Source organism: Nocardioides sp. zg-1230 (genome assembly GCF_013155335.1).
Taxonomy (GTDB): Bacteria; Actinomycetota; Actinomycetes; order Propionibacteriales; family Nocardioidaceae; genus Nocardioides.
This window is the reverse complement of sequence record NZ_JABJQZ010000008.1, coordinates 225296-239226: the sequence shown is the minus strand read 5'-3', so window position 1 is coordinate 239226 and position 13931 is coordinate 225296. Positions and strand designations below refer to the sequence as shown.

At 72.9% G+C, this 13931-nt stretch carries 11 protein-coding genes; 7 read left to right on the top strand and 4 right to left on the bottom strand.

The window, feature by feature from the left end; translation table 11 throughout:
• Nucleotides 1–14 precede the first annotated feature (14 nt).
• On the bottom strand, nucleotides 15–623 hold the full coding sequence (locus tag HOO61_RS20445; protein WP_172259017.1) for a TetR/AcrR family transcriptional regulator: 609 nt from the start codon (nucleotides 621–623) through the stop codon (nucleotides 15–17).
• A gap of 154 nt (nucleotides 624–777) precedes the next feature.
• On the opposite strand from HOO61_RS20445, the gene ligA reads away from it, so the two are divergent.
• The 4 genes from ligA (at nucleotide 778) to HOO61_RS20425 (ending at nucleotide 7224) form a co-directional block, all read left to right on the top strand.
• Entirely contained in the window at nucleotides 778–2910 is a 2133-nt protein-coding gene (ligA, locus tag HOO61_RS20440) for an NAD-dependent DNA ligase LigA (RefSeq protein WP_172259018.1), read from the top strand.
• A gap of 79 nt (nucleotides 2911–2989) precedes the next feature.
• Entirely contained in the window at nucleotides 2990–4243 is a 1254-nt protein-coding gene (locus tag HOO61_RS20435; protein ID WP_172259019.1) for a calcium-binding protein, read from the top strand.
• 58 nt (nucleotides 4244–4301) lie between these two features.
• The gene (locus HOO61_RS20430) at nucleotides 4302–6536 is read left to right on the top strand and encodes a sensor histidine kinase (protein ID WP_172259020.1); all 2235 of its coding nucleotides are present in this window, start codon (nucleotides 4302–4304) and stop codon (nucleotides 6534–6536) included.
• A 43-nt stretch (nucleotides 6537–6579) separates the two neighbouring features.
• Entirely contained in the window at nucleotides 6580–7224 is a 645-nt protein-coding gene (locus HOO61_RS20425) for a response regulator transcription factor (protein ID WP_172259021.1), read from the top strand.
• A 19-nt stretch (nucleotides 7225–7243) separates the two neighbouring features.
• On the opposite strand, the gene HOO61_RS20420 is transcribed toward HOO61_RS20425, so the two are convergent.
• From HOO61_RS20420 to HOO61_RS20410, 3 genes are read right to left on the bottom strand one after another with little or no spacing between them, the layout of a single operon-like run.
• Nucleotides 7244–8152 carry an LCP family protein gene (locus tag HOO61_RS20420; RefSeq protein WP_172259022.1) on the bottom strand — a complete coding sequence of 303 codons (909 nt, stop codon included), beginning with the start codon at nucleotides 8150–8152 and terminating at the stop codon, nucleotides 7244–7246.
• Entirely contained in the window at nucleotides 8149–8760 is a 612-nt protein-coding gene (locus HOO61_RS20415; RefSeq protein WP_172259023.1) for a hypothetical protein, read from the bottom strand. Before HOO61_RS20415 ends, HOO61_RS20420 begins: the two co-directional genes overlap by 4 nt.
• A gap of 34 nt (nucleotides 8761–8794) precedes the next feature.
• Nucleotides 8795–10405 (bottom strand): N,N-dimethylformamidase beta subunit family domain-containing protein, encoded by a 1611-nt coding sequence (locus HOO61_RS20410; protein WP_172259024.1) that lies wholly within the window; start codon nucleotides 10403–10405, stop codon nucleotides 8795–8797.
• A gap of 127 nt (nucleotides 10406–10532) precedes the next feature.
• Here HOO61_RS20410 and gatC point away from each other — a divergent pair, with 127 nt between their 5' ends.
• From gatC to gatB, 3 genes are read left to right on the top strand one after another with little or no spacing between them, the layout of a single operon-like run.
• Nucleotides 10533–10832 (top strand): Asp-tRNA(Asn)/Glu-tRNA(Gln) amidotransferase subunit GatC, encoded by a 300-nt coding sequence (gene gatC, locus HOO61_RS20405; RefSeq protein ID WP_172259025.1) that lies wholly within the window; start codon nucleotides 10533–10535, stop codon nucleotides 10830–10832.
• On the top strand, nucleotides 10832–12346 hold the full coding sequence (gene gatA, locus HOO61_RS20400; protein ID WP_172259026.1) for an Asp-tRNA(Asn)/Glu-tRNA(Gln) amidotransferase subunit GatA: 1515 nt from the start codon (nucleotides 10832–10834) through the stop codon (nucleotides 12344–12346). The genes gatC and gatA overlap by 1 nt, the downstream gene beginning before the upstream one ends.
• Nucleotides 12343–13854 carry an Asp-tRNA(Asn)/Glu-tRNA(Gln) amidotransferase subunit GatB gene (gene gatB / locus HOO61_RS20395; protein ID WP_172259027.1) on the top strand — a complete coding sequence of 504 codons (1512 nt, stop codon included), beginning with the start codon at nucleotides 12343–12345 and terminating at the stop codon, nucleotides 13852–13854. The genes gatA and gatB overlap by 4 nt, the downstream gene beginning before the upstream one ends.
• The last annotated feature ends 77 nt before the right edge of the window (nucleotides 13855–13931 follow it).

Genomic DNA, 13931 nt, shown 5'->3' with positions numbered 1-13931 from the left:
CCGGACGTGGTGGGTCAGCCGGTGGGGGAGGCGGGTCCGTGGAGCGCCGCCGGGAGGATGACCTCGTCGAGCACCCGTCCGACGAGCTCGGGGGTGACGGGGTCGCCGAGCAGGAAGGCCCGGTGCAGCACGATGCCGGCGAGCGAGGGGCCGAGGATCGTGAGGTCCGCGTCGGGGTGGACCTCGCCCCGCTCGCGGGCCCGCTCGTAGATGCCCCGGGAGGCCGCGATCTTGGGCGCGATGAAATCGCGGCGGTAGATCTCGGCGAACTCCGGGTCGCGGCCCATCGCGGTGACGACCGCGGCGAGCACCGCCTGGGCCCGCGGGTCGCTGATGCCTCCGCTGCCGCAGTAGGCCGCGAGCAGGTCGCCGCGGAGGGTGCCGGTGTCGGGGGCGGTCGCGGTGGTGGTGTGGTGCTGGGTGACCGCGGCGACGACGAGCTCGGGCTTGCCCCGCCAGCGTCGGTACAGGGTGGCCTTGGACGCCTTCGCCCTGGCGGCGACGGCATCCATGGTGAGCAGGTCGTAGCCGACGTCGGCGAGCACCTCGAGGGTCGCGTCGAGGATCTCCAGCTCGCGCTCGCCCGCCACGCGGGGTCGGGTGCCGGTCTCGGTCGGGGTCACGCCTGCTCCTCGGTCCTGCGGTCATGATGAAACGGAACGGTTTCGTTCCACAACGTCAGGGTAGGCAGATGCATTCCGATGGAACAAATGTGTTTCATCCGGTCCAGACCGGAGCGTGGGGCGCGGTGTCGCACGAGACCGGCAGACTGTGCCCATGAGCACGAGCGAGCAGCCCGACCTCGAGGCCACCGCCGCGACGGTGGCCTCCGCCCCGCCCGAGGCGCGCGAGCGCCACCAGGAGCTCAGCGAGCAGGTCGACGACGCCCGCTGGCGCTACTACGTCCTCGACGACCCCACGCTGTCCGACGCCGAGTTCGACGTGCGGCTGCGCGAGCTCGAGTCGCTGGAGGAGCAGTTCCCCGAGCTGCGTACGCCCGACTCGCCCACCCAGAAGGTCGGTGGAGCGGTGTCCACCGAGTTCACCGCGGTCGACCACCTCCAGCGGATGGAGAGCCTCGACAACGCCTTCACCTTCGAGGAGCTCGGCGCCTGGCACGCACGCATCCTGCGCGAGGGCATCGAGTCGCCGGCGCTGCTGTGCGAGCTCAAGGTCGACGGCCTCGCGATCAACCTGCTCTACGAGGACGGTCGCCTCGTGCGCGCGCTGACCCGCGGCGACGGGCGCACCGGTGAGGACGTGACGCCCAACGTACGCACCATCGCGTCGGTGCCGCACCGGCTGGTCGCGAACGACGACCACCCGGTCCCGGCGCTGCTGGAGGTCCGGGGCGAGGTGTTCCTCCCGACGCAGGGCTTCGAGCGGCTCAACGCCTCCATGGCCGACGCCGGCAAGCCCATGTTCGCCAACCCGCGCAACGCCGCGGCCGGCTCGCTGCGGCAGAAGGACCCGCGGGTCACCGCCACCCGCGACCTGGGCATGGTGTGCCACGGCATCGGGGCGCGCGACGGCTTCGAGCCGACCTCGCAGAGCACGGCGTACGACGCGCTGCGGGCATGGGGCCTGCCGACCTCCGACCAGGTGAAGGTGGTCCCGACGCTGGCGGAGGTCGAGGCGTGGATCGAGCACGTGGGCGAGCACCGGCACACCATCGTCGAGCACGAGATCGACGGGCTCGTCGTCAAGGTCGACGACGTCGCGCTGCAGCGACGGCTCGGCTCGACGAGCCGTGCGCCGCGGTGGGCGATCGCCTACAAGTACCCGCCCGAGGAGGTCAACACGCTGCTGCTGTCGATCGAGGTCAACACCGGACGCACCGGCCGGGTGACCCCCTTCGGCGTCATGGAGCCCACCAAGGTGGCCGGCTCCACGGTGGAGCGGGCCACCCTCCACAACGCCCACGAGGTCCGTCGCAAGGACGTGCGCCCCGGCGACACCGTCATCCTGCGCAAGGCCGGGGACGTCATCCCCGAGATCCTGGGCCCCGTGCTGGCGCTGCGTCCCGACGACCTCCCGGAGTGGGTGATGCCCACCCACTGCCCGTCCTGCGGCACCGAGCTGGTGCAGCAGAAGGAGGGCGACAAGGACCTCCGCTGCCCCAACCACCGCAAGTGCCCGGCCCAGCTGCTCGACCGCGTCTTCCACGTCGCCGGCCGCGGTGCCTTCGACATCGAGGGACTCGGCTCGGAGGCCGCCCACGCGCTGCTCGACGCGGGCGTGATGGAGGACGAGGGCGACATCTTCGACCTCACTGCCGACAAGCTGGTCCGCACCCAGCTGTTCACCCGGGCCCCGAAGAAGGGTGAGGAGGGGCCGCAGCTCTCGGCCAACGGCCAGCGACTGCTCGACAACCTCGCCACCCGCCTCGACGTCCCGCTGTGGCGGGTCGTGGTCGCCCTGTCGATCCGCCACGTCGGTCCGACCGCCGCCCGGGCCCTGGCCACCGAGCTCGGGTCCATGGCAGCGATCCGTGACGCCTCGGAGGAGGAGCTGGCCGGCACGGAGGGTGTCGGGCCCACCATCGCCGCGTCGGTGCGCGAGTGGTTCGACGGCCCGGACGCCGACTGGCACAACGAGATCGTGCGCAAGTGGCAGGCCGCCGGGGTCCGGATGGCCGACGAGCGGGACGCGTCGGTGCCGCGCACGCTCGAGGGCCTCACGATCGTGGCCACCGGCTCGTTGCAGCACTACACCCGCGACTCGGTGAAGGAGGCGATCATCAGCCGCGGCGGCAAGGCGTCGGGGTCGGTGTCGAAGAAGACCGACTACGTCGTGGTCGGCGACAACGCCGGGTCCAAGGCCGACAAGGCCGAGCAGCTCGGCGTGCCGGTGCTCGACGAGGACCAGTTCACGGTGCTGCTGGAGAAGGGGCCCGACGCGCTGGCGTGAGGTGACAACTTTCGACCGGACCGCGGTGTCCCACCCAACGAGGTGCCGTCTCGGGCGCCCACAGCGAAAGGTCGTCACCATGTCACGCAGGGCTCGCCGGCTGGTCCCCACGCTCGCACTGGTCGCGCTCGTGACCACGCCGCTCGTCGTCCTCGGGGGCCCCGCCGGGGCCACGCCACCGAGCTGTGCCGGCCTCAAGGCCACGATCGTCGGCAACGCCCGGGCGAACTCGATCACCGGCACGCCCCAGCGCGACGTGGTCCTCGCCCGGGGCGGCAACGACACCATCCGCGGCCTCGGCGGCAACGACGTGATCTGCGGCGGTGACGGCGCCGACACGATCCTCGGCGGCGAGGGCAACGACCGCCTCTACGGCGAGACCGACCTCGTGCGGCTCGACCAGTTCGGCCGGGTCGTGAAGAAGGGCGACACCCTCTCCGGCGGCACCGGCGACGACACGATCGACCTCGGCTACGACCCGCGCCCGGCCAGCGAGGGCACCGCCGTGCGTCTCGACGGCGTCACCTACGTCAACGCCGTGGCCCCGGTGGTGGTGGACTTCCGCGCCGCAGCGACCGTCCCGATCGCCGCCGACGGCAGCGACACCGTCACCGGGTTCAACGGCGGCATCCGCCTCGTCGGCTCGCCCTTCGGCGACACCGTCAAGGGCACCAACTCCGCCGACGTCATCGCTGCGCGCGGTGGCGACGACACGATCTTCGGCCGGGGCGGCGACGACACGATCGTCGCGGACACCTCTGGCGCTCTCGGCAACGACCGGCTCTACGGCGACGCGGGCGACGACACCCTGACCGGCAGCCTCGGCTCCGACATCTTCGTCGGCGGGAGCGGCGCCGACACGTTGGGCTCGACCTCGGAGCTCCACCAGGAGTTCCGCGGCGGCAGCGGCGTCGACACCGTCACCTTCCCGATCCCCGCCGAGTCCGGCTTCTCCGCCCGGGGTCACGGCGGCCAGGACAAGCTCCGCCTGCTTCCCAACTCCAACCCGGCGATCAAGCCCACCCTGCGCCTCGACCAGACGAGGAGGACGACGGTCCGCGACCTCCCCTTCACCATCGAGGGGAAGATCAACGGCTTCAGCGACATCGTGCTCCCGGCCCGGACGCTGTCGATCTTCAAGGGCAGCAACGACTCCGAGGTCATCACCGCCCACCCCGACTACCGCGCGATGATCTACGGCCGCGGCGGGGCCGACGTGATGACCGGCTCGAGCCAGCCCGACCGGCTCGACGGTGGTCTCGGCTTCGACATCGCCCGCGGTCGTGGCGGCAACGACACCTGCAAGGCGGCCGAGAAGCGATCCAGCTGCTGAGCTCCCCACCCAGCGCGTCTGCTTCCCCCGTGACCGCGGACGGGGGCACCATGCCTCCATGGCGCGCACCAGCAGGCTGCTCGTGCTCGCAGTGGCCTGGGCGGTGCCGGTCTGCTGGACCGTCCTCGCGCTGCTGGCCGGCCCGTCCGACGGCACCAGCCTCTCCTCGAGGCTCGTGCCGTCGGCGGACTCCGGCTGGGGTGACACCGTGCGGGTCGCGACCACCTACGGGGAGACCCCGCTCCGGCCGGGCGACGAGGTGCAGGCCGTCGACGGGCGCTCCCCGGCACAGTGGGTCGCCGACGCGGACGGCGTACGGCGGCAAGTGGGCGACATCGTGCGCTACGAGGTACGCCGCACCGGTGCCGGCCTCGACCTGATCCAGCAGGTCGACGTCACGCTGCACCGCTACCCGTTCGCCGCGGCCGCGCGGAGCGCCCCGCACGTGGTCCTCCTGCCGGTCCTGCTGCTCGCGGTGGGGTCACTGGTCTTCTGGACCAGGCCGTCAGCCGCTGCCGCCCGGGCGTTCCTGGTGGCGACCGCGCTGCTGCCGGCCGCGACCACGTCCACCCCGCTCGGACTCGGGGTCATCGACCTCGCCGGCGCCCGCGGCGCCTGGCCCCAGCTCGTGGGCGAGGCGGTGGCCGCCGTCGGGTTGGTGGCCCTCCTGCTCTCGGTCGCGCTCCTGACCCGAGCGGCCGCCCGCGACCGGTGGGTGACCATCGCGCTCCTGGCCGTGCCTGTGCTGGCGTACGCCGTCTGGCTGGGCGTGCGCCTCGGGAGTGCGGGCTCGGCCCTGGAGCGGCTGTCGCTGTGGGCGACCGTCTTCGCGCCCGTCCTGTGGGCCGCCGTCCCGGTCCTGCTCGTGGTCGCCACCCTCGCGTACCTGAGGGCTCGGGACCGGACCGACGTGCTCGCCACCCGGCTCGCGCTCCTCGGTGTCGGTGCCGGCGTCGCTGCCTGGCTCGTCCTCGGCCCGGCACCTGCCCTGCTCACCGGTGCGCCGCTCCTGCGCCAGGACCTGCTCGTCCTGCTCGGAGGAGCGCTCGCCCTGGCCGGCATCGCGGCCGCCGCCGGCCACTACCACCTCGCCGAGATCGAGCCGCGGGTCCGCCGCGGGCTCGTGCAGGCCCTCGTGTTGGTGGTCGTCGCAGCCGCCTTCGTCGGCATGGTGCGGGCGGTGGACGCCGCGGCGGACATCTCCGTCGGCTCGATGCTGGCCGGCGGCCTGCTGGCGCTGCTGCTGCTGCCGGCTGCCGTCGCGGTGCAGCGGACGGTGCGACGGGTGGTCTACGGCGACCGCGAGTTCCCGCACCGGGTCGTCTCGGACCTGCGCCGGCTCGACGCGCTGACCGCACCGGAGGACGCGCTGCGGGAGGCCCTCGAGCTGCTCGCGCGCCGCCTCCACCTCTCGTTCGCGGCCGTCGACGTGCTGGCCACGCCCACCTCCGGTCCGGTCGCGGCGTCCATCGGCGCTCCCCTCGGCACGCCCGCCACTGTCGACCTGTCCGTCGGGGGCACGACCGTGGGCCGCCTCCGGCTCGAGGTGGACGCAGGCCACGACCCCTTCGGGCCCGGCGACCGGCGGTTGCTGGAGGACGTGGGCACCCAGGTGGGCGCGCTGGTCCAGGCGGTCACGGCCAACCGTGAGCTCCAGGTGTCCCGGCAGCGGCTGGTCGCCGCCCGGGAGGAGGAGCGACGCAGGCTCAGGCGCGACCTGCACGACGGCCTCGGGCCGTCGCTCGCCTCGCTCGCGATGCGCCTCGAGGCCGCCACGGACCTCATCGAGGACGACCCCGAGCAGGCGGCCGACCTCGTCGGGCGGCTCTCCGACCAGGCCCGCGAGGGCATCGGCGAGGTGCGGCGGCTGGTGGAGGGCCTTCGTCCGCCTGCGCTGGACCAGCTCGGCCTGGTCTCGGCACTGCGGCACCGGGCGGCCGAGCACGGCGCCGGGGTGGGCACGGTGCCGTGGACGGTCGAGGCCGCCGACGACATCGAGCCGCTCCCGGCGGCGGTGGAGGTCGCGGCCTACCGCATCGTCGTCGAGGCCGTCACCAACGCGCAGCGCCACAGCGGCGCCGACCGGTGCGTCGTACGCCTGTCCCGCGACGCCGGCGACCTGCGCATCGAGGTTTCCGACACGGGGTCGGGACTGGCAGCAGACCGCCGTCCGGGTGTAGGCCTGTCCTCGATGCGGGAGCGGGCCGAGGAGCTCGGAGGCACGTTCGAGGCCGGCGACCGCCCCGGTGGCGGCACGGTGGTCCGGGTGCGGCTGCCGCTGCAGCAGGGTTGACTCCGGCAGGGTCGAGGAGTCCGAGGACAGTCAGGAGGAGCCGATGGACGGCTACCGGGTGTTGATCGCCGACGACCACGACGAGTTCCGGCGTGGGCTGGAGGCCCTGCTCGCCGCGACGCCCGACGTGGAGGTGGTGGGCACGGCCTCGGACGGCGCGATGGCGATCGCGCTGGCGCTCGACCTCCAGCCGGACGTGGTGCTCATGGACCTGCACATGCCGCGGGTCAACGGCATCGACGCCACCGCGCAGATCGTCGGCTCGTCCCCCCACATCGGCGTGCTCGTGCTGACGATGATGGAGGACGAGGAGTCGGTGTTCGCCGCCGTGCGCGCAGGCGCCCGCGGCTACCTCCTCAAGGGCGCGCGGCGCGGTGAGATCACCCGGGCGGTGCAGGCCGTCGGCGCGGGCGAGGTGATCTTCGGGCCCGGCATCGCCGACCGGGTGATGGCGTACTTCGCCGGCGCCCGCAGCCGGCCGGTCGCCGACGCCTTCCCCGACCTCACCGAGCGTGAGCGGGTCGTGCTCGGACTCATCGCCGAGGGCAAGGAGAACGGCGAGATCGCCCGGCAGCTGGGCCTGTCGATCAAGACCGTGCGCAACCACGCGAGCAACATCTTCACCAAGCTGCAGGTGGCCCACCGGGCGCAGGCGATCGTCAAGGCCCGGGAGGCGGGGCTGGGCTGAGGCGGGGCTGAGTGGCGGATCAGCCCTCGTCGCGGCAGCCGCCCTGCAGCCGCGCGTCGCCCCTGGCGTCGTCGCCGACGGCCCGCGCCTGGGCCAGGTCGGGGAGGACGACGTCGGCGCCGCCCACCACGGCGAACGTGCCCGTGATGATGCAGCCCTCCGTGCGACCCGGTTCGACGGTGGTGAGCGCCTGGACCAGCCGGTAGACCTCCGACGGTGACATGTCGGTCTGGAGGCCGCCGATCGCGGAGAGGGCGACCCCCTCCATGAAGCCTGGTTCGTCCTCGACGCTCCGGAGCCGCTCCAGTGTCCCGAGGAGCAGCCGCTGGTGGTTGGCCACGCGCTCGAAGTCGCTTCCGTCGGGGAGCGTGTCGCGGGTGCGGGCGTAGGAGAGGGACTGGTCGGCGTCGAAGGTGTTGCGACCGCGCTGCACCCGGACGTCGCCGTCCTCGGAGGTGAACGCCGTCGGGGAGTCCACCTGCACGTCGCCGACGGCGCCCATCATCGAGAGGAACCCCTCGAACCCGGTCACCAGGACCACGTCGGCCTCGATGCCGAGCAGCTCGTCCACCTCGCGGGCCACCCCCTCGGGCCCCTCGTCGCGCAGGGCGGTGTTGAGGCGGGCGCTGCCGTTGCTCATCTCGACGTAGAGGTCGCGGGGCAGGCCGATGGCGAGGGCCCGACCGGTGTCGAGGTTCACCCCGACCAGCTGGATCGCGTCGGTGAGGCCGGCCATCACGTCGTCGCCGGCGGCGGCCTCGGAGCCGAGGGCGAGGACCCAGACGACCCCGTCACCCGCGTCGACCGCCTTGGCGGTGCCGATGGTCGTCAGGTTGATGGTCGTCGGGTGGACGGAGCCGGACGGCACGACGAGCGCTATGCCGGCGAGGAGCGCCAGCCGTGCGGCAGTGCGCCGGAGCCACCTCATGAGCCGCCCCCCTCCGCCTCGGCGGACGACTCGTCGCCGTTGTCGAACCTGACGTCGTAGCCGAAGACCGACCAGGTGCCTTCGTCGGCGTCGAGCAGGAAGCGTCCGTCGAGCGTCAGCGGTCGCGTCGAGCCGTCCTCCATGGTGGCCTCGAAGGCGAAGTGCACGGTGGCGGTCGCGCCGTGGACCTCGCCGGCCTGGTCGAGGAACGACAGCCGGGCGTCGAGCTCGGTGGCGCGCATGTCGGTCGCGTCTCGCGCGGTCGCTGCGGTGAGGTAGTCGATGTGCCGGGTCGCCTTGCGTGCGGCCACGCTGGTGAAGTCCTCGAAGGCCCGGACGAAGTCCTGCCGGGGGAACTCACCGAGGAAACCCTCGAGGACGTAGTCGGACAGCACCTCGCCGACGGCCCCCTCGATCTCGGTCCGCGTCGTCTCGTCGAGGCGCTCGCCCCCGGTGACGGTCTGCACGCGCAGCGCGGCGGACTCAGGGGTCGGCGTCTCCTCGTCGTCGGGCGGGCCGCCGTCGGAGCAGCCGGCGGCGAGCACCGCGACCGCCGCCGCGACGCCGAGGCGTGCGGTCCGCCCGACGCGGTGGCGAGTGTGGCCCATGGCGATCATCATGGCCGACGCAGCCTGCGCTGTCTCAGCTCGCCGGGACCGTGTTGACGGGGGAGAGGTCGAACTGCGCGACGTTGTCGCGGGCCGGGTGCCGCGCCCCGACCGGGCCCCGGGCGAACTCGGTGACCAGCGTGCCGGTCACCGTCCGGGTGAACTCCCGCGTGGCGGCACCGAGCGGCCGCTCGCACCGGTCGACCATCGCGCAGCCCCAGCGCAGCGTGCCCGCGGCGAAGACCCCGGCCCCCGAGCCGGCCGTGTAGTAGACCGACTGCGTCGTGGTGGTGACGCCCCGGCACGAGTACGGCGAGTGGCTGAGCACCTGCAGCGGCCGCGGCAGCCGCTCGTCCGGGTAGACCCGGTCGGCCTCCGGTCCGACGAGGCCGTGGACGTGGGTGCCGCGACGTACGCCGGTCCCGCGGAAGCCCCACCAGCCCGGGGAGGCGATGACGTAGTCGGTGTCCACCGGGTAGCACTCGTACTGCATGCCCAGCAGGTCGTGCTCGGGACGGGGCACGGGCGGCTCGCGGAACAGCGCGGTGGCGTCGACCGAGCCCTGCGCGTACAGCGGGTCGAGGTGGGCGGAGTGGCGGTAGCCGACGACGACGCGGGCAGGACCCTCGGCGCTCGGCTCCAGTCGGATCCGCCAGTACATCGTGTTCGCGCCGAGGAAGGCCAGGTTGACCCCGGCGTCGCGGGCGCTGAGGACGACCTCGCGCATGGTGTTGGTCCAGTACTCGTCGTGGCCCATCGAGACGTAGCCGCGTGCGCCGGCCAGGGCTCCCGGCGAGGTGTGGAGGTCGACGTTGGTGAAGTACGACAGCGGGACGCCGGACTGCTCGGCGCGGAGGACGATCGGGATCGCAGCGGTGCGGTAGTCGTTGGCCCCGGTCGCCCCGTTGTAGGGCCGGTCGAAGCTCACCGCGTGGCTCGGGGCGTCGCCGTTGGCGCCGGCGTACAGGCTGTAGCCGCCCCACTCGTTGTAGGCCTGCCACGTCGTGACGGGTGCGACGAGCGCGACGGTGCCCTCCGCGGACTCCGAGGTGACGACGTAGGGCACCTGGGTCTCCCAGCCGGTGTCGGTGCGCAGCCGGAAGACGTAGAAGCCGGGCGTCCACGTGGAGGTGTCGACGGTGAGGTCACGCGTCCACGGCGCGACCACGGTGCGTCGCTCGTACGACGACCAGCGGGGGGCCGGCTGCTGACGGCCGCGGCGGAAGCCTGACTCCCACACGAAGGCGCCGGTGCCGCCCTGGTAGGACCCGATCCGGAACGCTGCCGCCTCCCAGCCGCCCTCGGTCGTGGAGACCTTCAGCCCCACCCGCGTGCCCGGCACCCCGCTCGCGTGCGTGGTGTAGGCCGCGACCTCGCCCCGGAACGACGTCTTGCTCACCCGCCAGTCCTCCGTGCCGGGGGGCTCGGGCGCGGGCTCCGGCTCCGGCGCCTCCGTGGCCTCCTCGTCCAGGCCGGCGTCCGCCTGGGCCCGCGGCAGGCCGATCGCGGCCCCGCTGTCAGCGCCCGCGTCCCGTCCGTCCCGTGCTCCGTTCCGCGCTCCGGTCCCCCCGCCGGGCGCGCACCCCGTGGCCAGCACCGTGAGCACCACCAGGGCCACCGTCATCTGTCGCGTCAGCTTCGCCATGGTGACGACGCTCGTGGGGAGGCACTTCCCGGCACATGGGGCGCCGATCCCGGGCGGTCGGGACGTTGCGGACCACGGTCCCGACCGGGGGCGGGCGCGGCCGGGGCGGGGACCTAGGATCAACCCCATGCCCGAGATCTCCAGGGACGAGGTGGCCCACCTGGCCATGCTCGCCCGCATCGACCTCTCCGACGCCGAGCTCGACCACCTGGCGCCCCAGCTGAGCGTCATCCTGGAGTCGGTGGCCTCCATCAACGGGGTCGCAGGCGACGACGTGCCGCCGACCTCCCACGCCCTGCCGTTGACCAACGTCTTCCGCGAGGACGTCGTCGTGCCGGGCCTGACGGCCGAGGAGGCGCTGGCCGGCGCCCCCGCCGTCGAGGACCAGCGCTTCTCCGTCCCGCGGATCCTGGGCGAGGAGGCCTGATGAGCGACGTCACCCGCAGCACCGCTGCCGCGCTCGCCGAGGGCCTCGCCGAGGGCGATCTCACCTCCGTCGCGCTCACCGAGGCACACCTCGACCGCATCGACGCCGTCGACGGGGCGGTCCACGCCTTCCTGCACGTCGACCGTGACGGCGCCCTCGCCGAGGCCGCCGAGTCCGACGCCCGCCGGGCCCGCGGCGAGGCACGCGGCCCGCTCGACGGCGTACCGGTCGCGGTCAAGGACGTGCTCGCCACCCGTGGCCTGCCGACCACCTGCGGCTCGAAGATCCTCGAGGGGTGGGTCCCGCCCTACGACGCGACCGTCGTGTCGCGGCTGCGCGAGGCCGGCCTGCCGATCCTCGGCAAGACCAACATGGACGAGTTCGCGATGGGCTCCTCCACCGAGCACTCCGCCTACGGCCCCACCCGCAACCCGTGGGACCTCGACCGGATCCCCGGGGGGTCCGGAGGTGGCTCGGCCGCCGCCGTCGCGGCCTTCGAGGCGCCCCTCGCCATCGGCACCGACACCGGCGGCTCGATCCGCCAGCCCGGCGCCGTGACCGGCACCGTCGGTGTGAAGCCGACCTACGGCGGCGTCTCGCGCTACGGCCTGGTGGCGCTCGCCAACAGTCTCGACCAGGCGGGTCCGGTCACCCGGACGGTGCTCGACGCGGCGATGCTGCACGACGTGATCGGCGGGCACGACCCGCGCGACTCCACGTCCATCCAGCAGGACTGGCCGTCCTTCACCGAGGCGGCGCGCGCCGGCTCGGCCGGCGACATGACCGGCGTCAAGGTGGGCGTCATCACCGAGCTCGCCGGCGAGGGATGGCAGCCCGGCGTCATGACGCGCTTCCAGGAGTCTGTCGACCTGCTGGTCAAGGCAGGCGCCGAGGTCGTCGAGGTGTCGTGCCCGTCCTTCGTGCACGCCCTCGCCACCTACTACCTCATCCTCCCGGCCGAGGCGTCGAGCAACCTCGCGAAGTTCGACGCGATGCGCTACGGCCTCCGGGTGACCCCCGAGGGCGACCCGAGCGCCGAGGAGGTGATGCGGGCCACCCGCGACGCCGGCTTCGGCGACGAGGTCAAGCGCCGCATCATCCTCGGCACCTACGCCCTGTCCAGCGGCTACTACGACGCCTACTACGGCCAGGCCCAGAAGATCCGCACGCTCATCAGCCGCGACTTCGACGCCGCCTTCGCCGACGTCGACGTGCTGGTCTCGCCGACCGCCCCCACCACGGCCTTCAAGCTGGGGGAGAAGCTCGACGACCCGATGGCGATGTACCTCAACGACCTCGCCACCATCCCTGCCAACCTCGCCGGCGTGCCCGGGATCTCGGTCCCCAACGGCCTCGCCGACGAGGACGGCCTCCCCAGCGGCTTCCAGGTGCTGGCCCCCGCCCTGGCCGACGACCGCGTCTACCGCGTGGGTGCCGCCCTCGAGGCCCTGTACGCCGACCAGTGGGGCGGCCCGCTGCTCGACAAGGCACCCGAACTGGAGACCGAGCGATGACCGCCCAGACGAACGACACAGCCCTGATGCCCTTCGACGACGTCCTCGCGGCCTACGACCCGGCCCTCGGGCTCGAGGTCCACGTCGAGCTCAACACCGCCTCGAAGATGTTCTGCGGCTGCCCGGCCGTGTTCGGCGGCGAGCCCAACGCGGGCGTGTGCCCGACCTGCCTCGGCCTGCCCGGCGCGATGCCGGTGGTCAACGGCAAGGCCGTCGAGTCGGCCATCCGCATCGGCCTCGCGCTCAACTGCGAGATCGCCGAGTGGTGCCGGTTCGCCCGGAAGAACTACTTCTACCCGGACATGCCGAAGAACTTCCAGACGTCGCAGTACGACGAGCCGATCTGCTTCGACGGATACATGGACGTCGACGTTGATGGTGAGATCTACCGGGTCGAGATCGAGCGCGCCCACATGGAGGAGGACACCGGCAAGTCGCTGCACGTCGGCGGCTCCACCGGCCGCATCCACGGCGCCGACCACTCGCTGGTCGACTACAACCGGGCCGGCATCCCGCTCATCGAGATCGTCACCCGACCCATCCTCGGCGCCGGCGAGAAGGCGCCCGAGGTCGCGAAGGCCTACGTCGCGCAGCTGCGCGAGCTGATCGTCGCCCTCGGCGTCTCCGAGGCCCGGATGGACCAGGGCAACCTGCGTGCCGACGTCAACCTGTCGCTCTCGCCCAAGGGCAGCGGCACCCTCGGCACCCGCACCGAGACCAAGAACGTCAACTCGTTCCGCTCCGTCGAGCGGGCCGTGCGCTTCGAGATGCAGCGCCATGCCGCGATCCTGAGTGGGGGTGGCTCGATCCTGCAGGAGACGCGCCACTGGCACGAGGACACCGGGATCACCACGAGCGGCCGCGTGAAGTCCGACGCGGAGGACTACCGCTACTTCCCCGAGCCGGACCTGGTGCCGGTCGCGCCGAGCCGCGAGTGGGTCGAGGAGCTGCGCGGCACGCTGCCGGAGAACCCGACCGTACGTCGTGCGCGGCTGCAGGCAGAGTGGGGCTTCAGCGACCTCGAGATGCGCGACACCATCGGCGCGGGAGCCCTCGGCCTGGTGGTGGAGACGATCGCCGCGGGCGCCGCCCCGCAGGCCGCCCGGAAGTGGTGGCTCGGCGAGCTCGCCCGGCGCAGCAACGAGGACGGCGTGGACCTCGTCGACCTGCCGATCACGCCGGCCGACGTCGCCCGCGTCCAGGCGCTGGTCGACGAGAAGGTCGTCAACGACAAGCTGGCCCGTCAGGTCCTCGAGGGCGTCCTCGCCGGTGAGGGCACGCCCGACGAGGTCGTGGAGAAGCGCGGCCTCGCGGTCGTCTCCGACGACGGTGCGCTGGGTGCGGCCGTCGACAACGCCATCGCCGCGAACCCCGACGTGGCCGACAAGATCCGCGACGGCAAGGTCGCCGCTGCGGGAGCCCTCATCGGCGCCGTGATGAAGGAGATGCGCGGCCAGGCCGACGCCGGCAGGGTCCGGGAGCTGATCCTCGAAAAACTCGCGGTCTAGACAACTTGTTAGTGTGCTGGCGAGTCCCACTGGTCACATCGCCAACCAAGACGCTCGCAGCATCGGGGGACGTGGTC

What these genes read in the sequence shown, in the direction of transcription:
- ligA (WP_172259018.1), top strand. Translation starts at nt 778, where the DNA reads ATGAGCACGAGCGAGCAGCCCGACCTCGAGGCCACCGCCGCGACGGTG.
- HOO61_RS20435 (WP_172259019.1), top strand. Translation starts at nt 2,990, where the DNA reads ATGTCACGCAGGGCTCGCCGGCTGGTCCCCACGCTCGCACTGGTCGCG.
- HOO61_RS20430 (WP_172259020.1), top strand. Translation starts at nt 4,302, where the DNA reads ATGGCGCGCACCAGCAGGCTGCTCGTGCTCGCAGTGGCCTGGGCGGTG.
- HOO61_RS20425 (WP_172259021.1), top strand. Translation starts at nt 6,580, where the DNA reads ATGGACGGCTACCGGGTGTTGATCGCCGACGACCACGACGAGTTCCGG.
- HOO61_RS20420 (WP_172259022.1), bottom strand. Translation starts at nt 8,152, where the DNA reads ATGAGGTGGCTCCGGCGCACTGCCGCACGGCTGGCGCTCCTCGCCGGC.
- HOO61_RS20415 (WP_172259023.1), bottom strand. Translation starts at nt 8,760, where the DNA reads ATGGGCCACACTCGCCACCGCGTCGGGCGGACCGCACGCCTCGGCGTC.
- HOO61_RS20410 (WP_172259024.1), bottom strand. Translation starts at nt 10,405, where the DNA reads ATGGCGAAGCTGACGCGACAGATGACGGTGGCCCTGGTGGTGCTCACG.
- gatC (WP_172259025.1), top strand. Translation starts at nt 10,533, where the DNA reads ATGCCCGAGATCTCCAGGGACGAGGTGGCCCACCTGGCCATGCTCGCC.
- gatA (WP_172259026.1), top strand. Translation starts at nt 10,832, where the DNA reads ATGAGCGACGTCACCCGCAGCACCGCTGCCGCGCTCGCCGAGGGCCTC.
- gatB (WP_172259027.1), top strand. Translation starts at nt 12,343, where the DNA reads ATGACCGCCCAGACGAACGACACAGCCCTGATGCCCTTCGACGACGTC.